This is a genomic window from Candidatus Margulisiibacteriota bacterium (assembly GCA_041661965.1).
Taxonomy (GTDB): domain Bacteria; phylum Margulisbacteria; class WOR-1; order O2-12-FULL-45-9; family XYB2-FULL-48-7; genus XYB2-FULL-45-9.
Genome location: JBAZTH010000003.1, coordinates 504,181 through 526,663, shown reverse-complemented (window position 1 = coordinate 526,663; position 22,483 = coordinate 504,181). Strand labels below are relative to the sequence as shown.

Here is a 22,483-nt window from a genome sequence, read left to right as displayed (position 1 = left end):
AAACCCTACTGCATCTCATTCTTCAGAACGCGCGAGACGGAAATATAGCCGCCGATCATGCCGAGGGCGATCCCGCCGAAGAACATGGTCGAATAGATTGCCATCAATAAGGCATAATCGGTCACCAGCGGGAGGAACGGGAGCGCTTGTAAAATGCGGGAAACGACCGCTTCATAAGAAAGTTTTAGGATCAGGAGGGAGCTGACTCCGCCAATCACCCCGATGATTATCCCTTCAATGATAAAAGGCCACTTCACGAAATTATCGGTCGCGCCGACTAATTTCATGATGTAAATATCGGTTTCGCGGGCAATTACAGTTAGCCGGATCGTGTTGACCACTATTAGCAGTGTGGCAAAGGAGAGCATTATCACTAGCGCCGTCCCCCCGACCCTGACCGCGCTGATAAGCGATTTAACCTGTTGGATTAGTTTACCATTATAGCGGACCTCATCAACGACATCGATTGCCGAGATCTCTTTGGCAATTATCGGCAAAAGATCGGCATTCCTGACCCTGATCGAAAAAGTGTGCGGCAGAGGATTATCATAAACAACCTCATTTAAACTTAATTTATTGCTGAATTCATCCCTAAAATTCTTCCAGGCCTCCGCTTTGGAAATAAAGTCGACCTTCTCAACCCCCTGGATATTGGCCATTTTGACCTGAACGGCGCCGGCATCGTCAAGCGAAAGATCTTTGTATATGTAGGCGACCAGGTCCATCCGGGAAGCGATCCCGCCGACAATATTGCCCATATTCAGAACCAAAAGCAAGAAAAAACCGAAGATCGTCAGCGAAACAATGATCGTGGCGATGGCGACAAAACTCATCAACGCCGAACGACGGAGGGAACGAAACGCCTCAACGATAAAAAACTCTAAACTACTTAACATTATACATCCCTAACTGCTGGTCGCGGACCAGGCGGCCTCCCTCCAGTTCGACGACCCGTTTTTTCATTTCATCGACAATGTTCTTATTGTGGGTTGAAACCACCACGGTGGTATTTCGTTTATTGATCTTATCGAGCAGTTGGAGAATATCCCAGGAAGTCGCCGGATCAAGGTTGCCGGTCGGCTCATCGGCCAGGAGGATCGGCGGATTATTAACGATCGCCCGGGCAATGCAAGCCCGCTGTTTTTCGCCGCCGGAGAGCTCGTCGGGAAAAGAATTGACCCGGCGCAGTAACCCCACCAGTTCCAACGCCTGCATCGTTTTGCGGCGAATGGTCGAACGGAGCGCTCCGGTCACCCGGAGGGCAAAAGCGACATTCTCGTAAACGGTCCGTTTTGGGAGAAGTTTGAAGTCCTGAAAGACGATGCCGATGTTGCGCCGGAGATACGGAATCTGGCTGGCATCGAGTTCGGTGACGTTGATCCGATCGACAATAACCTTGCCGGAGGTCGGGAGTTCATCCCGGTAGAGAAGTTTCATCAGGGTGGTCTTCCCGGCTCCGGACGAGCCGACCAGGAAAACAAACTCTTCTTTGCCGATATGGAGAGAGATGCTGTTTAAGGCATGAATCCCATTCGTAAATGTTTTGGTTACGTTTATCAGTTCAATCATTAGCTGTACAGCGGAAACTGCCGGCAAAGTTCGGCTACTTTATGCTCGACTTCGCTCTTGACTTGTTGATCGCTTGGATTTTTCAATGTTTTACAGATCAGTTCGGCGATCAGGGTCATGGCCGGTTCTTTCATCCCGCGGGTGGTCAGGGCCGGGGTGCCGATCCTGATCCCGGAGGTGACGAATGGCTTTTCCGGGTCGAACGGAATGGTGTTCTTATTGACGGTGATCCCAACTTCGTCGAGGGCGAGTTCGGCGACCTTGCCGGTAACCTTAAACGGCCGGAGGTCGACCAGGACAAGATGGTTGTCGGTCCCGCCGGAAACGAGCCGCAGCCCCCCCTGGGTCAGCCCTTCCGCCAAGGCCTTGGCGTTGTTGACGATCTGCTGTTGGTAGGTTTTGAAAGCCGGAGTCAGCGCTTCCTTGAAGCAGACCGCTTTGCCGGCGATAACATGCTCTAATGGCCCCCCTTGGATGCCGGGAAAAACCGCTTTATCGATCGCTTTGGCATAGGCTTCTTTACACAGAATAAGCCCGGCGCGCGGGCCGCGCAGGGTCTTGTGGGTGGTTGAAGTCACGACTTCCGCCATCGGGACAGGCGACGGATGGATCCCGGCGGCGACCAGGCCGGCGATATGGGCAATGTCGACCATCAGGATGGCCCCGACTTCGTCACAGATTTCGCGGAACTTCACAAAATCGATGATCCTTGGATAGGCGGTGGCCCCCGTGACGATTAGTTTGGGTTTGTGTTCCCTAGCGGCCGCCCGGAGAGCGTCAAAATCGATCGTTTCGTTGTCCTGCCTGACGCCGTAAGAGACAAAGTGGAAGTACATTCCGGAGACATTGACCGGCGAGCCGTGAGTCAAATGCCCGCCATGCGACAGGTCGAGCCCCATAACGGTATCGCCCGGTTTGATCAGGGCGAAGTAAGCGGCAAAATTAGCCTGGGAGCCGGAATGCGGTTGGACGTTGGCATGGTCGGCGCCGAAAAGTTCCTTCGCCCGATTGATGGCGAGAGTTTCGGTGAGATCGACAAACTGACAGCCGCCGTAATAGCGTTTGCCTGGATATCCTTCGGCGTACTTGTTGGTCATGACCGAACCGCACGCTTCCATGACGGCGCGGGAAGTAAAGTTTTCGGAGGCGATCATCTCCAGTTTGGTTTGCTGGCGGTCAAATTCTTTGTCGAGCGCGGCGGCGACTTCCGGATCATTTTGGCGGATATTGTCGATATTAAAATGCATGGCGGTTCTCCTCTCGTAAAGCGAGTATATCATAAAGAAAGTTGGCGGGCAATTATGCTTGCGCCTGACCCCCTTTTCTTGTATAATTTCTCAAACCTAAATGGCAGAAAAAAACAAAAATAAAGACAACGATCTTAGACCCGCTATTGACGACAATGAAGAAAACGCGCCAAGCGAATGCCAGGCTTGCGGCGGCCGGTTGAAGTTTGAAAAGGTCAACCTCGAAGATTATCAAGGCGGCAAACTCTATATGATGGAAGGGGTCCCCGCCTACGTTTGTCAAAACTGCGGTGAGAACTGGATCCCGGAACCGATCCTGGAAGAATTTGAAAATATGATCGAAGCCGCTAAGCGGCGAGCGAAAGAAAAAAAAGTGAAAAAAGGCAAAAAGGAGTAAAAAATGGACATCTCTTTAGGCAAGGCGAAAAAAACCCGGCGCGTTTACGGTTTTGATGAGATTTCCCTGGTCCCCTCGATCGTTACCATCAACCCGGAGGACACGGATGTCTCCGTCACCATCGGCGGAAAGAAGTTCGAAATGCCGATCATCGCTTCCGCCATGGACGGCGTGATCAGCCCGAAGACTGCCGCCTTGATGAGTAAAAACGGCGGCCTCGGCGTCCTCAATCTGCAGGGGGTCTGGACCAGATACCTCGACGCGGAAAAGCTCCTTAAAGAGATCGCCGCGGTCGAAAAAGACAAATATGTCGAGTTGATGCAGAAGATCTATCTCGAACCGATCAAGAAAGAATTGATCGCCAAACGGATCAAAGAGATCAAGGCGCTCGGCGGGATTGCCGCCGTCTCCTCCATTCCGCAGGACGCCCTGGAATTCGGCCAGATCGCCCGCGACGCCGGCGTCGATATCTTCGTCGTCCAATCGACAGTTCTTTCCACCAAACACAAATCGACCGGTTCTAAGATCCTCGACCTTAAGGAATTCTGCGCGATGATGAAAGTGCCGGTCTTGGTCGGCAATTGCGTGACCTATGAAGTCGCCCTGACCCTGATGGGGACCGGCGTGGCCGGCGTCCTCGTCGGCATTGGCCCGGGCGCGGCCTGCACTTCCCGCGGCGTCCTGGGCGTCGGCGTGCCGATGGCGACCTCGATCGCCGATTGCGCCGCCGCCAGAGACTCTTACTTCAAGGAAAACAACGTCTACGTTCCGATCATTGCCGACGGCGGTATGGCGGTCGGCGGCGATATTTGTAAAGCGATCGCCTGCGGCGCGGACGCCGTGATGATCGGCTCCCCGATCGCCAAAGCGGCCGAAGCTCCTGGCGGCGGTTTCCACTGGGGAATGGCGACCCCGTCCCCGACCCTGCCGCGCGGTTCGCGCATCCGGGTCGGCACGATCGGCCCGCTCAAAGAGATCCTCCACGGACCGGCCAGGTTCGATGACGGTTCGATGAACTTCGTCGGCGCGCTGCGGACCTCGATGGGAACTTTAGGCGCGGCCAACATTAAGGAAATGCAGCAAGTGGAAGTTGTCATCGCCCCTTCGATCCTGACCGAGGGGAAAGTTTACCAGAAAGCCCAGCAGCTGGGGATGTATAAATAAGGGGAAAGCGTTCAGCTTAGAGCTTACAGCTTTAAGCTGTAAGCTCTTTTTCGGGGACAGAAGACAGAGGAGGCAGATTTGTCCGGTTTCCGTGTTGAAAATTTTAATTCTTTTGTGATATACTGTGGCATGGCGAGTAAAAAACACGATCTGATCGCGGTCCTCGATTTTGGCGCCCAATACTCCATGCTGATCGCCCGGCGCGTCCGCGAAGGCAACGTTTACTGCGAAGTTTTCCCCCACGATATTTCGGCCGAAGAATTGCTCAAAAAAGAAGTCAAAGGGATCATTATTTCCGGCGGCCCCGCTTCGGTCTACGAAGAAGACGCGCCGAAAGCCGATCCCAAGCTCTGGCAATCAGGTATTCCGATCCTCGGGATCTGCTACGGCATGCAGCTCCTGGCCAAGGAACTTGGCGGCGAAGTTAAGCAAGGAAAGAAACGAGAATACGGCAAGGCCGACCTGACGATCGACGATCAATCAAACATCTTTGCCGGACTCGACACGCAAATGCAGTGCTGGATGAGCCATGGCGACACCGTTATGGCGCTGCCGACCGGCTTCAAACAATTGGCCCATACCGATAACACCAAATACGCCGCTGTTGGCGACCCGCAAAAGAAAATTTACGGCGTTCAGTTCCATCCGGAAGTCGTCCACACCCCCAAAGGGATCGAGATCATCAAGAACTTCGCTTACGTTGTCTGCGGCTGTCAGCCGACCTGGACGACCGCTAATTTTATCGATGATCAGGTCAAATTAATCCGCGAAAAGGTCGGCAAGGAAAAAGTCTTGCTTGCCCTTTCCGGCGGGGTCGACTCAACGACCGTTGCCGCCCTTATGCATAAAGCGATCGGCGATCAATTGGTCTGCATGTTCATCGACCAGGGTTTTATGCGGAAGAACGAAGCGAAAAAGATCGACGACCTTTTTGTTAATCGTTTTAAAGTTAATTTCCATAATATCAACGCGGCCATTCGTTTTTTTGACCGGCTTAAGGGAGTTATCGATCCGGAACAAAAACGGATGATCATCGGCGAAAACTTTATCAGGACCTTTGAAGAAGAAGCCAAGAAGCTTGGCCAGATCCCTTACCTGGCGCAAGGGACCCTTTATCCCGACGTTATTGAAAGCGCAGTCCCCGGCTCGACAACCGGTAAAGTCGCCAAAAAGATCAAAACCCATCATAATGTCGGCGGTTTACCGGAAAAGATGGGCTTCAAGTTGATCGAACCGCTCCGACTCCTTTTTAAGGATGAGGTCCGGGCCTTAGGCCGCGAGCTTGGGATTCCAGATGATATTATCAGCCGCCAGCCTTTCCCCGGCCCTGGTCTGGCGATCAGGATTATTGGCGAAGTCACCCCGGAAAGGGTCAAGATCCTCCAGGAAGTTGATGATATTATCGTTTCCGAAGTTAAAAAAGCCGGTCTTTATAAGGAATTATGGCAATCTTTCGGCGTCCTTCTTCCTATCCGGACCGTTGGGGTTATGGGTGATAAACGGACGTACCTTAATACTATCGCGATCCGGGCGGTGACCTCCAAAGACGCCATGACTGCCGATTGGGCCCGCCTCCCCTACGAACTCCTGGAAATCATCTCCAACCGGATCATCAACGAGACCAAAGAGATCAATCGGGTTGTCTATGATATCTCCTCCAAGCCCCCCTCCACCATCGAGTGGGAATAAACCCCTCTTTACGCTAAGTTGACGCAAGTCCCCACTCTTTTTTTACGATAAGACTATGTGCGATCCCTCATAAGGGGGCGCTACAAGGAGGATCCATAATATGACACCGCCTGTTAAACCAGTTTCTGTCCCCGCGTCTTCCAGCCGTCCAGAAAATATCCGCCCTTTTCCAGATGGATCGAAACTATTAACCATAACAATTCCGCCGGGAGCCGATGATAAAGCAAAAGAACAGATCTTGACCAATGTTACCTCCCGTTATCCGAACGCCAGTGTTTGGGTTGCCGGTGAGGTCAACGGCAAAATGCTCATTACGGTTACGCCGGTAAATGTCGAAAATTCCAAAGCGAATAAAACGGCGGGCGACATTATCCGCAATAACTCCCCTGAAGTTAAAGCGCAAAGGGAAGCCGCTATTAAGGAATTAAGAGACAGCGTTGCAAGTTTTGGGATGATCGGTTTGCTTAGTGAACCAGGCAGCGGCCAGCCTGATCCGACCGCCGCGGCGCACTCGACCGGTTCCGGCGTTAGAACGCTTGGGGGCGGGAATCCTGATGATCCGGCCGTCAAAGCCGCTTTAAACCGCGGACGGTTGTCTGACCGAACAGCGGCCCCCGATCCAACTGCCGCCGCTATTGATCTCCATGGCCTGCAATTAAGCCATGCGGATTTTAATTTTACATCCGGTCCGGCCGGCATTATTCCGCTGGGTCATCCGGTCCGCACCTATGACGGCGGTAACGGGGAAGTTGAAGCTAAACCAACCGGTCCTCAACCAGGGTATGTTCCTCCCTCTACCAGAGAGTCGCATGGAGGAATAATTCCGCAGAAATAAGCGCAAATCGTTTGAAATATTAAGACGGACCCTCCGATAGTAGAATATCGGAGGGTTCGTCTTTTATGGGGTTATCAATTTCCTTACTTGGCCAAGTCTCGCTGGCTGGCGCTTGCTCCGCCAGGGTCAATTCCGATCCGGCGCAAGTCCTTCAGCGATCGCTTAGGACCATTAATCCGCAACTTATCTCTTTTGGCGAGCTTCATTGGGATTGCGCCTCCAATTCCAGTCCAACCTTAAAGATGTTCGCCGTCGATCTGTTGCCTATCCTGGCTAATTATGGGGTTACCGATCTAGTCCTTGAACATTTGACCCAAGACCAGGCTGTTGAAGATGAGCTTAACCTCTTTTATTCAACCCCCGGTTTAATGATCAACGCAAATACCACCCCCCGGCTTTTCTCTTTCTGCCGACTCTGTAGTTTTAGCGGCTTGCAGGATCTTTTGAACAAGGCAAAAATGTTGGGGATCAGGGTCCATGCCGGCGGTCCGTCGACCAGTGACCTTAATCGATCGGATATTATCGCGGAAGGAAAATCTGCCGGTTTAAGGCCGTTGACCGTCCGCCTTTACGGCGATCGGCTTGATGATAAAGTCGCTCCTTTGATTGCTAAGGGGCGAAAGGTTGCGACTTACAGCGGGATCCGGCATAATGATGTCGACCGGACCACTGCCCAAGGAAGCCTCGGCCGGAAATACGACCGGCTGCTTAACCACCGCTACCTGGAAATCGATCTTATCGACCGGAACCGTTTGCAAAACCTGCTCTCGAATTTACCGCCGGCGGTCGCGGATTACTTATTTCGTCTGCGTCAGTACCAATCAAGCGCTAACCCAACCTTCAATAGCTGTAATCGCCGGCTTTATAACCAATACTTCCTGGTAACGAACTGAACCGCGGAATTAATTCCGCGGTTAAATCTATTTTTTCCCTCTCGCCTTCTTATGTTCCTCGAAGTTTTTAGTGAATTTGTGGCTCCCATCCGGTTGGGCGACGAAGAATAAATAATCGGTTTTGGCCGGAAAGAGGACCGCTTTGACCGATTCCAGTCCGGGGTTGCAGATCGGTCCCGGCGGCAACCCTTTCCTCTTATAAGTATTATAGGGAGAATCAACGTTCAACTGGTTGAAAAAGACTTTTTTCGACGGGTTCTCCAGCGCGTATTTGACGGTCGGGTCGGCCGCCAGCGGCATGCCGATCTTCAGGCGGTTGTAAAAGACCGAGGCGATGATCGGCCGCTCTTGGGGGGCCTTCGCTTCTTTTTCGACGATCGAGGCCAGGGTCATCACTTCATGAAGAGAGAGCTTGGTGGCCGATTTGTTTTTGTTCCAGAAAGTGAGGACGACCTCCTCATAGCGGCGGAGCATCGTTTCCACGACCTGGTCGAGGCCGGCGTCGGGGAAAAAGTCATACGTGTCGGGGAAAAGGTAGCCCTCCAGCGATTCACTGGAGATATAGCGGAAGAATTTATAATGGTTGGCCCGCCGCTCGGCGGTAATCCCTTCATTGACCAGGTTTTGAAATTGACGCCAATGCAGGTACCGGGCTTTCTTCAAGATTTCTCCCATTTTATAGATCGAAGTCCCTTCCGGAAAGACGACCCGGATCTGTTTTGGCGGCACGGTTTCATTATTGACCAGCTTGATAACTATTTCCGGCAGGAACATTGACGGCGAGAGGAGATAATCACCCGCTTTGATCTTGTCCTGAAGTCCTATCCCCCGGAGCAGGATCAGAAAATTGCTCCGCGGCGGCAAGAGCTCTTTTTGGGCGAGGATAATTTTGATCTGTTTGGCCGAACTTCCCGGAGGAATTGTGACCAGCCTTTCCCGATGATCGAAAGGGTTCGCCGGCTGCAAGAGCAGGACAAAACCGAGGATCAAACAAGTAATGATCGTTAGGATTAGATTGTCTTTCATCAATATTTATTTTTTTAAGCTGTCCAGATAACTTTGCAGGATCCCGGCCGCGGCGCTTTTATCGATAACTTTTTTCCGATCAGCCCGGGAAACCCCGGCGCTGATCAGAAATTTGGTCGCGGCGGCGGTCGTCATTCGTTCGTCCCAGAGGGTTATTTTAAGCTGAAAGCGGTCTTTAAGCAACCCGGCAAATTCCTGCGCTTTTTGCGCGGCGGGGCCAATCTCCCCTTTCAAAGTTTTCGGCAGGCCGATCAGCAGTTCGCTGACGTTGCCGTAGTCGGCGATCAGTTTGGCGATCGCCTCCAGGTCAAGCTCAATGGAGCGGCGAACGATCGCGGTCACCGGTTGGGCGGTTAAGCCGAGCAGGTCGGAAACGGCGATCCCGATCCGTTTTTCACCGAAGTCGAAGGCCATGATCCGGTTCATGAGGCGAGATACTCGCTGACTTTGGCCAAAGCTTCGGGGATCTTCCCAGCCTCTTTTCCCCCCCCTTCCGCCTTGGTCTCTTTGCCGCCGCCTTTACCGCCAATCACGGAAGCAAAGACTTCAGCAATCTTCTTGGCGGATAACCCCTGGCTGACCAGGTCGGGAGTGACGGCGATCAGGTAGATCAGCTTGCCGTTGTTGGCCGAAGCGAGCAGGATCACTACCGATTTGAGCGTGTTCTGGAGCGAATCGGCGAACAAACGCAGGGTCTCCATGGAATAATCCTGGAACTCTTTAAGCACAACCTTGTGTCCCTTAATTTCAACGGCGGCCGCGGCCAGCGTCACCGATTCCTGTCCGGCTTTTTGTTCTTCCAGCGCTTTGATCTCTTTTTCGATCTTCAAGATCCGCTCTTTGATCCAGTCGACCCGGCCGGCCAGGTGGTAGAGGAATTGATCGACGGCTTTTAGCTCCTGGCAGTCGACCGCTTTTCCCAGCCGCTCCAGTTCGGTCGGCTCGATCTCAAAGATGTTTGATTCCATCGCCTCATGCCCGCCTAAAGCGACTTTCTTATGCTGGAGCGCCCGGTATTTTTCGACCAGGGCATCGACTTCGCTGTACATCGCCTTGGCTTTGAAAACGATAAAGATCTTGGCCGCTTGCCCGGCGATCGCTTCGATCCGGCGGACCCCGGAACCGAGCGCCCCTTCGGAAACAATTTTAAAGAAAAGGATGTCGCCGGTCGAAGAGAGGTGGGTCCCGCCGCAGAGTTCCAGGCTGTAGTTGCCGATCTTGAGGACTCGGACTACATCCCCGTATTTCTCGCCGAACAAAGCCATCGCTCCCAGGGCGACCGCTTCTTTGTAATTTTTCTTTAAGACCTCGACCTTGAGCTTTTCTTTGATCTTTTGGTTGACGAGCTGTTCGACTTTAATCCGCTCGTCGTCGGTCAGCGCTTTGAAGTGGGAAAAGTCAAAACGGAGCTTGTCCGGTCCGACGTAAGAGCCGGCCTGTTTGACATGCTCCCCCAGGACCTCGCGCAGGGCTTTGTGCAGTAAATGAGTGGCGGTGTGGTGCGTCGCGGTCGCCAGACGTTTGGAAATATCGATCCGGGCTTTGACCCTGGCATGCTCTTTTAATCCTTTGAGATCATCGACCAGGTGAAGAATAACTTTTTGCGGGGTGACGATCGCTCCCCTGACCAACAGTTCTTTGCCGTCGAAAGTAAGGACCCCGGCGTCGCCGACCTGTCCGCCGCTTTCGCCGTAGAACGGGGTCTTTTCCAGCACGACCAGTTTTTGGTCGGGAAAGACCGCCGCGACTTTGCTCTCCTCTTCGTTTTTCTCGTAGCCGACGAATTGGGTCGGCTTCAGATGGCTAAGGTCCAGCGAATTAAGGTCGATCTTCTTGTCGCTACCCAGGCCGCTTTTACGGGCCCGCTCCTTTTGGGCGGTCATCTCTTTTTCAAAACCGGCCAGGTCGACGGCCAGCTTTTTCTCCGCCGCCAGCTCGACTGTCAGGTCGATCGGAAAACCATAGGTGTCGTGAAGTTTGAAGGCGTCCGCTCCGGCCAGTTGGCCGCCGGCCGGTAGTTTACCGGTCAACTCTTCAAACCAAATAAGCCCGGAACTTAAAGTGGTAAAAAAATTGTCTTCTTCTTCCTTTATTATCTCCATGATCGTCGTTTCTTTTTCTTTGAGGACCGGATAGATCTCTCCCAGGCTGGCGATCACTTCCCCGGCCAATCCGGTCAGGAAAGAATGTTCGATCCCGATCCGCTTGCCGTGGCTGACCGCCCGGCGGATCAACCGGCGGAGGATATAGCCCCGGCCGACATTGGACGGATAGACGCCGTCAGCGATCAAATTGGTGACCGCTCTGGCGTGATCGGCAATGATCCGTTTGGAGATCGGCGCCGCGGCCGCATCGGCCAGCCCTTCGATCCGTTTGATCAAGGGGATAAAAAGATCGGTCTCGAAATTATCGTCCGTTCCCTGCAGGACCGAAGCGATCCGCTCCAGGCCCATCCCGGTATCGATCCCCCGGTTCTTTAAGGGGATCAGTTCCCCTTTTTCGTTCCGGTTGTACTGGATAAAAACCAGGTTCCAAATCTCCAAAAAGCGGTCGCAGTCGCAGCCGGGAGCGCAAGCTTCCTTGCCGCACCCCTTCTCCGGGCCGAGGTCGTAATAGATCTCGGAACAGGGGCCGCACGGCCCCGTCGGTCCGGCCGCCCAGAAATTATTGTCTTCACCGAGGCGGTGGATGATCGATTCCGGCAAGCCGATGCCGTGGCGCCAGATCTCGAACGCTTCGTCGTCTTTCTCGAAGATCGCGATCCGGAGCCGGGTGATCGGGATCTGGAATTCCTTGGTCAGCAGTTCCCAGGCGAACTGGATCGCTTCCTTCTTGAAATAATCGCCGAACGAAAAATTGCCGAGCATTTCAAAAAAGGTGTGGTGGCGCGGGGTCTTGCCGACCCGGTCGATATCGAGGGTCCGGATGCATTTTTGGACCGTTGCCGCCCGCGGATATTTGGCTTTTTCATGGCCGAGAAAGATCGGTTTGAACTGGAGCATGCCGGCCAGGGTCAGTAAAACCGTCGGGTCGGTCGGCAGAAGCGATGAGCCCGGCAGGACATGGTGTCCCCGGCTTTCAAAGAACTTCAGGTATTTTTCTCTAATTTCCGAGCTTTTCATCAACGATACTCCTTATCTTTGCCTGGACCTTTTCGATCGGCAGGTTTTCAAACGCGAATAATTTTACCCGTTCCGGGTCGCTGGCCGCGATCTCCAGATATTTGGCCCGGACCCGGTCGTGGAAAGGCGGCCCTTCCCGCTCGAACCGGTCGGCCGCCCCTTTGCTCTTGGCCCGTTCCAGGCCGACTGCCGGCGGGATATCAAGGAGAAAAGTCAGGTCCGGGACCGCGCCCTGGGTTGTTTCCATGTTCATGAAGCGGATCAGGTCTTCCGGCAAGCCCCGGCCGCCGAGCTGGTAAGCGATGGTCGAATCGATATAGCGGTCGCAGATCACGATCTTATTTTCTTTAAGCGCCGGCAAAACGACCGTGCCGACATGCTGGGCCCGGTCGGCAAAGAAGAGGCTGGCCTCGGCCAGCTGGTTGATCGGACCGCTCTTTTCCAGCAATAAGTCCCTGATCTTTTGGCCAAGCTCGGTCCCGCCCGGTTCCCGGGTCGAAATGATCGAATAACCTTTCTCTTCGAGGTAGTTCTTTAAAAGTTTGGAATGGGTCGACTTGCCGCACCCTTCCGGTCCCTCAAAAGTGATGAACATTAATTATTCCTCGCGGCCAGACTGAATCCGAGCAGAAATTCCCGCCTGATCGAACGATAGGTCACTTCTAAATTATAACAATGAAATTTAAAAAATAAAGTGTAATCCAGGTCTTCGGCCGTCCAGTTATCGAGAAAATAAGAACCGGCAACCCGGGCGGCGATCCGGTCAAGATCAAAGGTGAGACTTGCTCGCCCCCTATCGGCCGGTCGGAAACGATAGCGCTCGTAATTAAAGGGACTGGTCCCGTTAACGTATAAATAATGGGCGTAGCCCGCTTCCACTTCGACCAGCGGATTGATCTTTTTAATTATCTCAAGGCCAAAGGCCGGTTTTTCCCATTTTGTTCCGTCGGCGTAGTAGTTCCCTTCGAAATTGAGGGCTGGGATAATGAATCCGATCGGGCTCTCGGTAAAATCGCCGAACAGTTTCAGGTTGATCCCGTTCCGGCCAAGCCGCTGATTGTTCTCTTCGTCGATAACCCCGGTTGTCAGATCGAGGTCGATTTTCGCTTCTTGCCTGAAAATTTCCTGGCTTCGGGAAAAGAAGCGGACGTTCGGCAGAAAACTGACCCGTTGGTAATTAACTCGTTCACGATGGGAAACGGTCGTTTCCAAAGAATAACGATAGTCAACCGGCTGGCTGAAAAGAACAAAGCTTTTGCGGGGGACGACCTCACCGAATGAAAATGTATGCGTGATCCCGCCCGACTCGCCGTCCAAGCCGCTGCTTCCCAGGCGTAAATTTCCCTTGTTGGCGTCGTTAATCATGTAATTAACGTTCAAGCCGAGCAGGAGCCCTTTACGTTCGGCGTAGCCAAGCGAATAAGTGCCGGAAAAGTTCCTGTTCAGGTGCCAGGCCAGAGTTTCATTAAGGTAAGAACCATCTTCGCCGTTGGACCCGACCTGCGGGAAAGGAGGCAAGTTCCGGTTCCCCTTTTCCTGCGCGCTTAGATCGTAAATATAGGTCGGCATCGGCACGATCGGAATATTCGCCAGCCAGAAGTAACCCCAGTAAGCGACCAGCCATTTGCTGCGAGGGTAAAACAGGATTTCCCCGGCGGTGACGTGATAATGAGGAAATTGAAAGTCGCAAGTGGTAAAGGAAGCGCTGCGCAAGTCAAAAGTATCGGGGTTGAAGGACATTTCACTTCCGGTCAGGTCAACTTCCTGAAAGTTGAATTTTATCTCTTTGGCCTTCCCGGCTTTGCTTTTAAGCTCGTAAGCGAGAGAGCGGCCTTCGATGCTGATCCCTTCATATTGGAAATAAAATCCGTCGTCGGCGTCGATTGCCTCCCGGCTCGCCCAATAAAAAAGCTTCCCCGCCCGAACATAAGTATCTTGATAAAAGACTTCGACCGACCCCTGCATGGCCACCGTTTCCGCGGAGACATCGTATAAAAGCCGATTGCCGGTTATCCTGATGTCCTTATAGCTGACCTCGACCGAACCGCTGGCTTCCACTTTTTGCTGTTCCTTGGCGTAAGAAATGTTATCGGCGTCGACGATGAACTCATTTTGGAGGGCGATTGCCGGACAAATTAAAAATGACAAATTAAAAATGACAAATGAAGGAAGAATCGTTATCAGTAACCGTAGGCTAAACGACTCGACTGAGCTCGTCGAAGTCGCCTCGGTTACTGAAACTAGGAAACCGCGACGTTTAGTCGCGTGTTTCCTGGAAAAAGCAAAAAGATCCTTCACTAAGCAACTTCCTCGTATCTTGATTCTTTGCTGGCGAATTTGGCGATCTCTTTGCGGAAGACCAGTTCGATCTGGCCGACGGGACCATTTCGCTGTTTGGCGATGATGATCTCGGCGACATTCCCCCGCTCCGATTGCGGATTGTAATAATCGTCGCGATGGATGAACATGACCAGATCGGCCGTTTGTTCGATTTCCCCCGATTCGCGCAGGTCGGACAAACGCGGGATCCGGTCGGGCCGCTGTTCCACGGCGCGGGAGAGCTGGGAAAGCGCGACGACCGGGCATTCCAATTCGCGGGCCATGACCTTGAGCGACCGGGCGATCTCGGAAATTTCCTGGACCCGGTTCTCAACGCGGGACTTGTTCCCCCGCATCAGTTGGAGGTAATCAATGATGATCAGGCCGAGTCCCCGCTCCAGTTTCAGGCGGCGGGCCTTGGCCCGGATCTCGGTGGAGCTCATGGAGGCGCTGTCGTCGATGAAGATCGGCGCTTCGGAGAGCCTGCCCAAGGCCCGGGTCAGTTTTTTCCAGCCGGTGTCAGAAAGGGTCGCGGTCTTAAGTTTTTGCTGTTCGATCTCCGCTTCGGCGCAGAGCATTCTTTGGGCCAGCGATTCCTTGCTCATTTCCAGCGAGAAGATCGCCACCGGGATCTTGCTCCGGATGGCAACGTCCTGGGCGATATTCAGGGCGAACGCGGTCTTACCGACCGACGGCCGGGCGGCGATGATGATTAATTCCGAATTTTGGAAACCGGCGGTCATATTATCTAGATCGGCGTAACCGGTCGGGACCCCGGTGATCGATTGGTTCTTACCGTAAAGGCTGTCGATCTTATCGAGGACGTTCTTGATGACCGCGTCGATCTTGTGAAAGCCTTCGCGCGAATGGCGCATGGCGATGTCGAAGATCATCTTTTCGGCGTTATCGAGGACGTCGTCAATATGATGAGGGTCGGAAAAAGCGTCGGCCACCATGTTGGTCCCCGATTCGATCAGCCGGCGGAGGATGTATTTCTCTTCGACGATCTTCGAGTAATGGTCGATATTGGCGGCGGTCGGGACAGAATTGATCAGGTCGGCAATGTAGATCGAGCCGCCGACCGCGTCGAGCTTGCCCGATTTGCGCAGGGTCTCGGTCACGGTCACCAGATCGACCGGCTCCCCTTTGTCGAAGAGGATCAGGATCGCTTCAAAAATATAACGGTGAGCGTCGCGGTAAAAACTGTCGGGGGTCAAAGATTCCGCCGCGCGAAAAACGGCGTTCTTATCGAGCAGCATGGAGCCAAGCACGGATTGCTCGGCGGTTAAGTTCTGTGGGGGTATTCGTTCCTCTGCCATAACCCCGTAATTTTAGCACAGGAGGGGGAGCGATGCTAGGCTACGGGGGCAAGCTTACAGCTTTAAACTCCCCAGGTCTTACGATTTTAATTAGTGTATAATTCTGGCATGGACAGGTATTTCTCGGTCTCAATGGAAAAAGAAACCGCGCTCAAACAACGTTTGGCCCAGTTGGGCATCAACGAGGCGGACGTTGAAGAGCGTTTCATTCGTTCCGGCGGCCCGGGCGGGCAGAACGTCAATAAAGTTTCCAGCGGGGTTTACCTGAAACACCAGCCGACCGGGATCGAAGTTAAGATGACCCAGGAACGATCGCAATCCATGAACCGCTACCGGGCTTGGAAACTCCTGGCCGATAAAGTCGAGGAAAAGATCCTTGGCCTGAAAAGCGCTCGTCAACAGGCGATCGAAAAGATCCGGCGGCAAAAAAGAAAGCGCTCCCGGCGGGCCAAAGAAAAAATGCTTGAGATTAAGAAAATGACCGGTCAGAAAAAGAAGACTCGTAAAATCGATTTTAAAGAATTCTTTTAACCGCGCACTTCAGTGCGCGGTATTGAGTCCGCTACGTCGGCGCGAGCACGCTGGACTTATTCAGTGCGCGGGCTTACCGCGGTTAATTATTGGACAGTTTGATTCCGAACGGCGGCGGTTCCGGCCCCTCTTTGATCTTACCGACTTTTGTTTCGTACATCTTAATATTTTCTTCAAGCGCTTTAAGCAGGCGCCGGGCATGGGCGGGTGACATTATCACTCTCGCGTTAACCTGTCCTTTTGGCGGGTGAGCAAAAATAAAATCAAAAATAAACTCGTTCTCGTTATGGGCGATCACCGCAATGTTACTGTAAGTCCCTCCGGCAATTTGGTCATTAATAGCAATCTGAATTTCTTTGTCTGTCATATTTACCACCTCGTGCTTATTTTAACATACCTCCAATAACGATGGTTGAAAAATAGCGATTTTTTTACATTTTTGTAACCTGCGAATAAACTTCGCGGTTACAAAAATATCAATAATAATAGCAAATATGTTTCTGGAAACCGCGACGATATTGTCGCTGGTTTCCAGAATAAGCGCTTTAACAAACATCTTTGATCTCGACCAAACCGTTCCTAAACGGCGCGATAACCCGATCAAGGATCCCGTTGATCTCGGCGATCAGGACCCCGTAATTGGTAATCGGCACCCCCTGCCGCTTCGCCCGGTCGATCCGGTTGAGCATCTCCCGCCGGTTGATCATACAGCCGCCGCAAGAGATCACTAATTTATATGGCGACAGGTCATCAGGAAAATCACCCCCCGCGACCGTTTCAAACTGCAGGCTTTTCCCGGTGTACTCTTGCAACCACTTCGGGATCTTGACCCGGCCGATATCGACCGGTTGAACATGGTGAGTGCAGGCTTCGGCGACTAAAACCCGGTCGCCGTCTTGCAGTTTTTTCAGCGCCGCCGCTCCGGCCAGATAAGCGTTCAGGTCTCCCCGGTGGCGGGCAAAGACAATGGAAAAAGAGGTCAGCGGCACGCTAACCGGCACAACTTTGCTCACAAACGAGAAAGCCTGCGAATCGGTTACGACCAGATCGGGTTGTTTCTTTAGGGAATCGAGGACTGCTTCCAGTTCCGTATCTTTGGTCATATAACCGGACGCGTCGGCATCCATCACATCGCGCAAGACCTGGACTTCAGGGAGGATCAAACGCCCCTGCGGCATGGAAACGTCGATCGGACAAACCAGGACCACAACTTGTTTTGGCTTAACAATATCGCGAACCAATGGAACCGGCGACCAGTTGGCCGGCGCGACCGCCATGATCTTCTCTTTCAACTCCTCGATCCCCGCTTTGGTCACGGAACTGACCTTAAGGACCGGCAGAGCGTTTAGATCATTTAAGACCGTTGGCTCGAGCGGCAGATCGCTTTTATTGATCACTACGATAAAGGGGAGCTTTTTCTCCCGGAAAGTTCTAAGCAAACCGGTTTCATATTCGCTTAATCGGCTTCCCGGTTCAACGACCAGGATAGCGAGATCGGTTTTTTGTAAAACTTTCAGGGTTTTCTTGACCCGTTCTTCTCCCAGCGCGCCGACGTCATCGATCCCGGCGGTATCGATCAAAAGACAAGGCCCAAGCGGCAGGATCTCCATCGCTTTGGAAACCGGGTCGGTCGTCGTTCCGGCGACGTCGGAAACGATCGCCAGTTTTTGGTTGGTCAGAGCGTTGATCAAGCTCGACTTGCCGGTGTTGCGCCGGCCAAAGATCCCGATGTGCAAGCGGCCGCTGGCCGGTGTTTTATACATTTCTGTTTCCCCTGGAAAAATCTAAAGTTCGACCGACTAGCGCGACCTTTTTCTCCATACAGCCGACGCATTCCCCCCGCTGTTCGTTGACACAGCGACGGTTTGGGTAGAGGTCGTAAAGGTTTTTGTAACCGTTAGCGGTAAAGTTTGGCATCAGAACATTCGCCCCCGCTTTTAAAGCGTCAAGCCGGTAATCTTTTCCCAGGCTTCCCAACGCGGTCGTTCCCGGAAGATTGGTATTTTTAGTTTCAAGACGGGTCAGAGCGATTGCCCTGATGGTCAGCTCCGGATCACCGGCCGGTTGTCCGGCCAAAGAAGTCTCCGGATGAGGAATAAACGGACCGATCCCGATCATGTCGAAATTCTCGTCACGGAAATATTCGATATCATGGGCGATATCGGCCAGGGTCTGGCCGGGGAGCCCGATGATCATCCCCGATCCGGTTTGATAACCAAGTTCTTTGAGCTCCCGCAGACAGCGGAGCCGGTTCTCCAAGCTCATCCCGGGATGGATCTTTTCGTATAACGCCGGGTTGGTCGTCTCGATCTTCAAAAGATAGCGATCGGCCCCCGCTTTTTTCCATAATTCATAATCGGCACGCGGCCGCTCGCCAACCGACAAAGTGATCGCCATATCAAAACGGGTAGTGATCAAAGAGATGATCTCGGCCAGCCATTTCGGGTCAAGGGCCGGATCTTCACCCGATTGCAAGACCACGGTCTTGATCTGGTGGGCGGCGACTTCGGCGACGCTCTCAATAATCTCTTCGCGGGTCATCCGGAAGCGTTTGAGTCCGGCGTTAGCGTGTTGAAGGCCGCAGTATTGGCAGGTTTTATCGCAATAGTTGGAGAACTCGACGATCCCGCGGAGCAAGACCCCCTCCCCCATGTATTGGCGGCGGACCGCGTCGGCCCGCCGAAAGAGTTCGTCCTGATCGCCGGGTGATAACCAGTAGATCAGTTCAGACGTATTCATCACGGACCCCATCCTCGATCGAAGCGAAGAACTTAGACAGCTTGGAGCAGTCCGATTCGTCGAGGTTGTCCTTGATCCGGTCGATCAGCTTGTAACCGTCCTGGCGGACCCTGGTCGAGGCAAAGTCATCAAGATACTCCTTCAGAGTGATCAGGGCGTTAAGACTGCACTTCCCTTTGATCGTCCCCGGTTTGGCCAGGTTCATGAACGCTTCCCCTGTCCGGTCGCTCCGGTAACAGGCGGCGCAAAAGCTGGGAATAAAACCCCGGTCAAGAAGCGAAGCGATCACTTCGTCCAGGCTCCGGTGGTCATTGAGGACAAATTGGGCGTTGGGGTCCTTTTCGCCGTAACCGCCTGGCGCGGTCTTTGATTCAGCGCTGACCTGGGAAATGCCAAGATTGAACAACTCGTCCCGCATTTCCGCCGTTTCTCTGGTCGATAAAATAAGCCCGGTGTATGGGACCGCCAGCCGCAGAACGGCAACCACTTTTTTGAATTGCTCGTCGGTCAGCGGATGCGGAACATGGGTTGAAAGGTCGGAGCCGAGCGCCGGTTCGATTCTGGGGACCGAGATCGTGTGCGGTCCGACGTTAAATTTCTTTTCCAAATGCTCGATGTGGGAAAGCAAAGCCAGCGTTTCAAATTTATAATCGTACAAGCCGTAAAGGACGCCGATCCCGACGTCGTCGATCCCGGCGGTCATCGCCCGGTCAACAGAGTCGATCCGGTTGTCCGGGTCGCTCTTCGGACCAAAAGGATGGACAAGGCGGTAAGTCTCTTCGTGATAGGTTTCCTGGAAAATCTGAAAAGTCCCGATCCCCGCCTCTTTCAACCGGCGGAACTCGTCAACTTCCAGCGGCGCGCAGTTGATGTTGACCCGCCGGATCTTGTGCGGCCCGACCTTAACGTCATAGATCGCTTTGACCGCTTCGACGTAATAATCGATCGGTTTCCGGCCGGCCGGCGCCGATTCACCGGCAACCAGCAGGATCCGTTTGTGCCCTTTGCTAAGCAGGATTGCGACCTCTTCTTTGATCTCCGCCGCGGTCAAAGCTTTGCGGACCAGCTGCTTATTATCCGCTTTAAAAGCGCAGTACAAACAACCGTTAGCGCAGATGTTACTAATATAGAGCGGCGCAAAAAGAACTACTCTTTTGCCATAGATCCGATCTTTAACTTCGGCCGCCGCCCGGTAAATCTTGGCCAGTAACTCTGGATCTTCGACCGATAGCAGCGCGGCGGTCTCCTTGAGAGAGAGCCGTTCCAGTTTCAACGACTTATTGATGATCGCTTCGATCCCGGCGGCGGGAACGCTTTTCGCTTCCGCCAGTAAACCGTTGATCGATGGCTCATCAATATATTTCATTTTGGCTGCGCCGCCTTCCGGTAGTTTTTAATGATCTCGGCCACTTTTTTCGCGGTCAGATCGCCGTAGATCTTATCGTCGATCATGATGACCGGAGCCAGGCCGCAAGCTCCGAGACACCGCGCTTCCTGGAGGGTGAACAGTTTATCTTCGGTCGTGCCGCCGACGTTAATCTTTAATTCGTCTTTCAGTTTTTTGAGAATGTCGTCAGCTCCTTTGACGTAACAAGCGGTCCCCAGGCAAACGGAAATGACGTGTTTTCCCTTCGGTTTCAGGCTGAAGAAATGGTAGAAGGTCGCGACTCCCCAGATGTGGGCGGTCGGGATGTTCATCTCTTCGGAAACGACGTTCATCACTTCGACCGGGAGATAGCCGAAAAGTTCCTGCGCTTTGTGCAAAACGGCGATCAGGTAAGATTCGGGATTTTCTTTTCCCCTAGTTTCAGCGATATATTTTTTTAGGACGCTGGTTTTTTCTGTCATATTTCTTCTCCTTAGACCGCCTTGATCTTGTCCGGCACGATGCCGTGCGGTTTCTTGGGGGCGTAATGCGTGTGGAGCAGGTGATGAGATTTTTCGCTCAACGGCGCGCCCAGATATTCCTTGTAGAGCTTGAGGACATCGGGGTTCTCGTGGCTCCGGCGGATCGCCTTGTTCTTGTCGATCCCGTAAAGCGCCTGCGCCCGTTTTTGCAGCAGCTTCTCATCCAGCGGAATAGTGTTGTAACCGGCATACGGCTGGCCGCCGCCGCCGATACAACCGCCGGGACACCCCATGATCTCGATAAAGTGATAGCGTTCGGGATCTTTGCGGACCGTCTGCAGTAGTTCGTGGGCGTTCCCCAGACCATGCGCGACGGCGTAGCGGACCTCTTTCCCTTTCATCACGACCGACCCTTCTTTGATCCCCTGCATGCCGCGGGCCGGGGCAATATCGACCGACTCCAGTTTCTCATTCGTATACAATTCATAAGCGGTCCGCAGCGCCGCTTCCATTACGCCGCCGGTCGCGCCGAAGATCGCTCCGGCTCCTGTTGAGGCCCCCATCGGTTCGTCAAATTCCTCACCTTTGATATTAACAAAATCAATACCGGCCGATTTGATCATCCAGGCCGCTTCACGGGTCGTGATCACGTAATCGACCGCCGACATCCCCTCGACCAGCAGTTCCGGCCGGGAGGCTTCATATTTCTTGGCGGTACAACACATGATCGCCACGCTCAAGATCTTTTTTGGATCAAGCTTGTTCTTTTCGGCAAAATAGGTCTTGATCAGCGCCCCCATCATCGACATCGGGGATTTAGCGGTCGAGATGTTGTCGATCAGGTCGGGATAAAATTGCTCCATCGCTTTCATCCAGGCGCTGGAACAAGAAGTGATCATGGGAAGCTTCCCTTTCCCCTGCAGGCGCTGCAAAAGCTCCGATCCTTCTTCCATGATCGTCAGGTCGGCCGAGAACTGGGTGTCAAAAACGTAATCAAAACCGAGGCGGCGGAGCGCGGCGGTGGTCTCTTTTTCCATCGCCCGGCCCGCTTCCAACCCGAAGGCTTCGCCGATCGCCGCCCGCACCGACGGCGCGATCTGGGCGATCTTGACGTAGCTGGGATCGTTTATTTTCCTGGAAACTTCGGTCGTCTGCTGTTTCTCCAGGAAAGCGGCGGTCGGACAAACGTTGATGCATTGCCCGCAGGTGGTGCAGACCGATTCCTTGAACGGCAGATCGTAAGCCGGCTGAACGACGGTTTTAAAGCCGCGGTGGGCGTGGCCCAGGGCGTTGACCTTCTGGATCTCGGAACAGACCCGGACACAGCGGCCGCAAAGGATGCACTTGTCGGGATTGCGAACGACCGAGGTCGAAGACAAGTCCTTTTCATAATGTTTTTTCTCCCCTTCAAAATGCCGTTTGCGGATCCCCATCGAATAGGCCAGCCGCTGCAGTTCGCAGTTGCTGTCCCGTTCGCAGGTGTGGCAATCTTCCGGGTGGTTATCGAGGATCAGTTCCACGATGTCGCGGCGGGCCATCCGCAAAGCTTCGGTGCTGGTGTGGATCTTCATCCCGTCAGCGACCGGATAAGCGCAGGAAGCGATGTAATTGCGCATCCCCTCGACTTCGACGATACAGACCCGGCAGGCCCCTTCGATCGAGAGCTTGGGATGGTAGCAAAGCCGGGGAATCCGAAACCCGACTTTGTCGGCCGCCTGCATGATCGTCTGGCCGTCTTCGACTTCATAGGGCCGATTGTTGATATGAATGGTTATTTTGCTCATG

At 53.4% G+C, this 22,483-nt stretch carries 21 protein-coding genes; 6 read left to right on the top strand and 15 right to left on the bottom strand.

What is annotated here, in order from left to right; all coding sequences use genetic code 11:
• Positions 1-5: 5 nt before the first annotated feature.
• Genes ftsX through glyA form a run of 3 tightly spaced genes read right to left on the bottom strand, consistent with a single transcriptional unit; the run spans position 6 to position 2,816 of the window.
• The gene (ftsX, locus tag WC772_08325) at positions 6-896 is read right to left on the bottom strand and encodes a permease-like cell division protein FtsX (protein MFA6170751.1); all 891 of its coding nucleotides are present in this window, start codon (positions 894-896) and stop codon (positions 6-8) included.
• Positions 886-1,569, bottom strand: a complete 684-nt coding sequence (gene ftsE / locus WC772_08320) for a cell division ATP-binding protein FtsE (GenBank protein MFA6170750.1) — start codon at positions 1,567-1,569, stop codon at positions 886-888. The genes ftsX and ftsE overlap by 11 nt, the downstream gene beginning before the upstream one ends.
• Entirely contained in the window at positions 1,569-2,816 is a 1,248-nt protein-coding gene (gene glyA, locus WC772_08315; protein MFA6170749.1) for a serine hydroxymethyltransferase, read from the bottom strand. The genes ftsE and glyA overlap by 1 nt, the downstream gene beginning before the upstream one ends.
• 100 nt (positions 2,817-2,916) lie before the next feature.
• On the opposite strand from glyA, the gene WC772_08310 reads away from it, so the two are divergent.
• The 5 genes from WC772_08310 (at position 2,917) to WC772_08290 (ending at position 7,794) form a co-directional block, all read left to right on the top strand.
• Positions 2,917-3,213 (top strand): YgiT-type zinc finger protein, encoded by a 297-nt coding sequence (locus WC772_08310; protein MFA6170748.1) that lies wholly within the window; start codon positions 2,917-2,919, stop codon positions 3,211-3,213.
• Positions 3,214-3,216: 3 nt separating this feature from the next.
• Positions 3,217-4,377 carry a GuaB3 family IMP dehydrogenase-related protein gene (locus WC772_08305; protein ID MFA6170747.1) on the top strand — a complete coding sequence of 387 codons (1,161 nt, stop codon included), beginning with the start codon at positions 3,217-3,219 and terminating at the stop codon, positions 4,375-4,377.
• 129 nt (positions 4,378-4,506) lie between these two features.
• Positions 4,507-6,066 (top strand): glutamine-hydrolyzing GMP synthase, encoded by a 1,560-nt coding sequence (gene guaA, locus WC772_08300; protein MFA6170746.1) that lies wholly within the window; start codon positions 4,507-4,509, stop codon positions 6,064-6,066.
• 100 nt (positions 6,067-6,166) lie between these two features.
• Positions 6,167-6,901: a hypothetical protein gene (locus WC772_08295; GenBank protein MFA6170745.1), complete on the top strand. Its 735-nt coding sequence runs from the start codon at positions 6,167-6,169 to the stop codon at positions 6,899-6,901.
• 65 nt (positions 6,902-6,966) lie between these two features.
• Entirely contained in the window at positions 6,967-7,794 is an 828-nt protein-coding gene (locus tag WC772_08290; GenBank protein MFA6170744.1) for a hypothetical protein, read from the top strand.
• Between the two features lie 27 nt (positions 7,795-7,821).
• On the opposite strand, the gene mltG is transcribed toward WC772_08290, so the two are convergent.
• The 6 genes from mltG to dnaB all read right to left on the bottom strand — a co-directional run bounded on the left by mltG (position 7,822) and on the right by dnaB (position 15,580).
• On the bottom strand, positions 7,822-8,820 hold the full coding sequence (gene mltG, locus WC772_08285; protein ID MFA6170743.1) for an endolytic transglycosylase MltG: 999 nt from the start codon (positions 8,818-8,820) through the stop codon (positions 7,822-7,824).
• 6 nt (positions 8,821-8,826) lie between these two features.
• On the bottom strand, positions 8,827-9,246 hold the full coding sequence (ruvX, locus tag WC772_08280) for a Holliday junction resolvase RuvX (GenBank protein MFA6170742.1): 420 nt from the start codon (positions 9,244-9,246) through the stop codon (positions 8,827-8,829).
• Positions 9,243-11,942 (bottom strand): alanine--tRNA ligase, encoded by a 2,700-nt coding sequence (gene alaS / locus WC772_08275; protein ID MFA6170741.1) that lies wholly within the window; start codon positions 11,940-11,942, stop codon positions 9,243-9,245. Before alaS ends, ruvX begins: the two co-directional genes overlap by 4 nt.
• Positions 11,923-12,537 carry a dTMP kinase gene (gene tmk, locus WC772_08270; protein MFA6170740.1) on the bottom strand — a complete coding sequence of 205 codons (615 nt, stop codon included), beginning with the start codon at positions 12,535-12,537 and terminating at the stop codon, positions 11,923-11,925. The genes alaS and tmk overlap by 20 nt, the downstream gene beginning before the upstream one ends.
• Positions 12,537-14,090, bottom strand: a complete 1,554-nt coding sequence (locus WC772_08265) for a hypothetical protein (protein ID MFA6170739.1) — start codon at positions 14,088-14,090, stop codon at positions 12,537-12,539. Before WC772_08265 ends, tmk begins: the two co-directional genes overlap by 1 nt.
• A gap of 149 nt (positions 14,091-14,239) precedes the next feature.
• Positions 14,240-15,580 carry a replicative DNA helicase gene (gene dnaB / locus WC772_08260; GenBank protein ID MFA6170738.1) on the bottom strand — a complete coding sequence of 447 codons (1,341 nt, stop codon included), beginning with the start codon at positions 15,578-15,580 and terminating at the stop codon, positions 14,240-14,242.
• A gap of 108 nt (positions 15,581-15,688) precedes the next feature.
• On the opposite strand from dnaB, the gene WC772_08255 reads away from it, so the two are divergent.
• On the top strand, positions 15,689-16,111 hold the full coding sequence (locus WC772_08255; GenBank protein MFA6170737.1) for a peptide chain release factor-like protein: 423 nt from the start codon (positions 15,689-15,691) through the stop codon (positions 16,109-16,111).
• 82 nt (positions 16,112-16,193) lie between these two features.
• On the opposite strand, the gene WC772_08250 is transcribed toward WC772_08255, so the two are convergent.
• From WC772_08250 to WC772_08225, 6 genes are all read right to left on the bottom strand, one after another.
• Complete coding sequence (locus WC772_08250) at positions 16,194-16,478, bottom strand: DUF3467 domain-containing protein (GenBank protein MFA6170736.1); 285 nt, start codon at positions 16,476-16,478, stop codon at positions 16,194-16,196.
• Between the two features lie 178 nt (positions 16,479-16,656).
• Entirely contained in the window at positions 16,657-17,874 is a 1,218-nt protein-coding gene (hydF, locus tag WC772_08245) for a [FeFe] hydrogenase H-cluster maturation GTPase HydF (GenBank protein ID MFA6170735.1), read from the bottom strand.
• Complete coding sequence (gene hydE / locus WC772_08240) at positions 17,867-18,850, bottom strand: [FeFe] hydrogenase H-cluster radical SAM maturase HydE (protein ID MFA6170734.1); 984 nt, start codon at positions 18,848-18,850, stop codon at positions 17,867-17,869. Before hydE ends, hydF begins: the two co-directional genes overlap by 8 nt.
• Complete coding sequence (gene hydG / locus WC772_08235) at positions 18,837-20,216, bottom strand: [FeFe] hydrogenase H-cluster radical SAM maturase HydG (protein MFA6170733.1); 1,380 nt, start codon at positions 20,214-20,216, stop codon at positions 18,837-18,839. The genes hydE and hydG overlap by 14 nt, the downstream gene beginning before the upstream one ends.
• On the bottom strand, positions 20,213-20,698 hold the full coding sequence (gene nuoE, locus WC772_08230; protein ID MFA6170732.1) for an NADH-quinone oxidoreductase subunit NuoE: 486 nt from the start codon (positions 20,696-20,698) through the stop codon (positions 20,213-20,215). The genes hydG and nuoE overlap by 4 nt, the downstream gene beginning before the upstream one ends.
• Positions 20,699-20,709: 11 nt before the next feature.
• Positions 20,710-22,482: an NADH-dependent [FeFe] hydrogenase, group A6 gene (locus WC772_08225; protein MFA6170731.1), complete on the bottom strand. Its 1,773-nt coding sequence runs from the start codon at positions 22,480-22,482 to the stop codon at positions 20,710-20,712.
• Position 22,483: the final 1 nt, after the last annotated feature.

Coding starts and splice junctions, on each gene's coding strand:
- hydE (MFA6170734.1), bottom strand. CDS start 18,850: ATGAATACGTCTGAACTGATCTACTGGTTATCACCCGGCGATCAGGAC.
- hydG (MFA6170733.1), bottom strand. CDS start 20,216: ATGAAATATATTGATGAGCCATCGATCAACGGTTTACTGGCGGAAGCG.
- WC772_08290 (MFA6170744.1), top strand. CDS start 6,967: ATGGGGTTATCAATTTCCTTACTTGGCCAAGTCTCGCTGGCTGGCGCT.
- hydF (MFA6170735.1), bottom strand. CDS start 17,874: ATGTATAAAACACCGGCCAGCGGCCGCTTGCACATCGGGATCTTTGGC.
- ruvX (MFA6170742.1), bottom strand. CDS start 9,246: ATGAACCGGATCATGGCCTTCGACTTCGGTGAAAAACGGATCGGGATC.
- WC772_08225 (MFA6170731.1), bottom strand. CDS start 22,482: ATGAGCAAAATAACCATTCATATCAACAATCGGCCCTATGAAGTCGAA.
- ftsE (MFA6170750.1), bottom strand. CDS start 1,569: ATGATTGAACTGATAAACGTAACCAAAACATTTACGAATGGGATTCAT.
- WC772_08295 (MFA6170745.1), top strand. CDS start 6,167: ATGACACCGCCTGTTAAACCAGTTTCTGTCCCCGCGTCTTCCAGCCGT.
- WC772_08310 (MFA6170748.1), top strand. CDS start 2,917: ATGGCAGAAAAAAACAAAAATAAAGACAACGATCTTAGACCCGCTATT.
- WC772_08255 (MFA6170737.1), top strand. CDS start 15,689: ATGGACAGGTATTTCTCGGTCTCAATGGAAAAAGAAACCGCGCTCAAA.
- mltG (MFA6170743.1), bottom strand. CDS start 8,820: ATGAAAGACAATCTAATCCTAACGATCATTACTTGTTTGATCCTCGGT.
- dnaB (MFA6170738.1), bottom strand. CDS start 15,580: ATGGCAGAGGAACGAATACCCCCACAGAACTTAACCGCCGAGCAATCC.
- glyA (MFA6170749.1), bottom strand. CDS start 2,816: ATGCATTTTAATATCGACAATATCCGCCAAAATGATCCGGAAGTCGCC.
- alaS (MFA6170741.1), bottom strand. CDS start 11,942: ATGAAAAGCTCGGAAATTAGAGAAAAATACCTGAAGTTCTTTGAAAGC.
- tmk (MFA6170740.1), bottom strand. CDS start 12,537: ATGTTCATCACTTTTGAGGGACCGGAAGGGTGCGGCAAGTCGACCCAT.
- WC772_08305 (MFA6170747.1), top strand. CDS start 3,217: ATGGACATCTCTTTAGGCAAGGCGAAAAAAACCCGGCGCGTTTACGGT.
- ftsX (MFA6170751.1), bottom strand. CDS start 896: ATGTTAAGTAGTTTAGAGTTTTTTATCGTTGAGGCGTTTCGTTCCCTC.
- WC772_08250 (MFA6170736.1), bottom strand. CDS start 16,478: ATGACAGACAAAGAAATTCAGATTGCTATTAATGACCAAATTGCCGGA.
- nuoE (MFA6170732.1), bottom strand. CDS start 20,698: ATGACAGAAAAAACCAGCGTCCTAAAAAAATATATCGCTGAAACTAGG.
- guaA (MFA6170746.1), top strand. CDS start 4,507: ATGGCGAGTAAAAAACACGATCTGATCGCGGTCCTCGATTTTGGCGCC.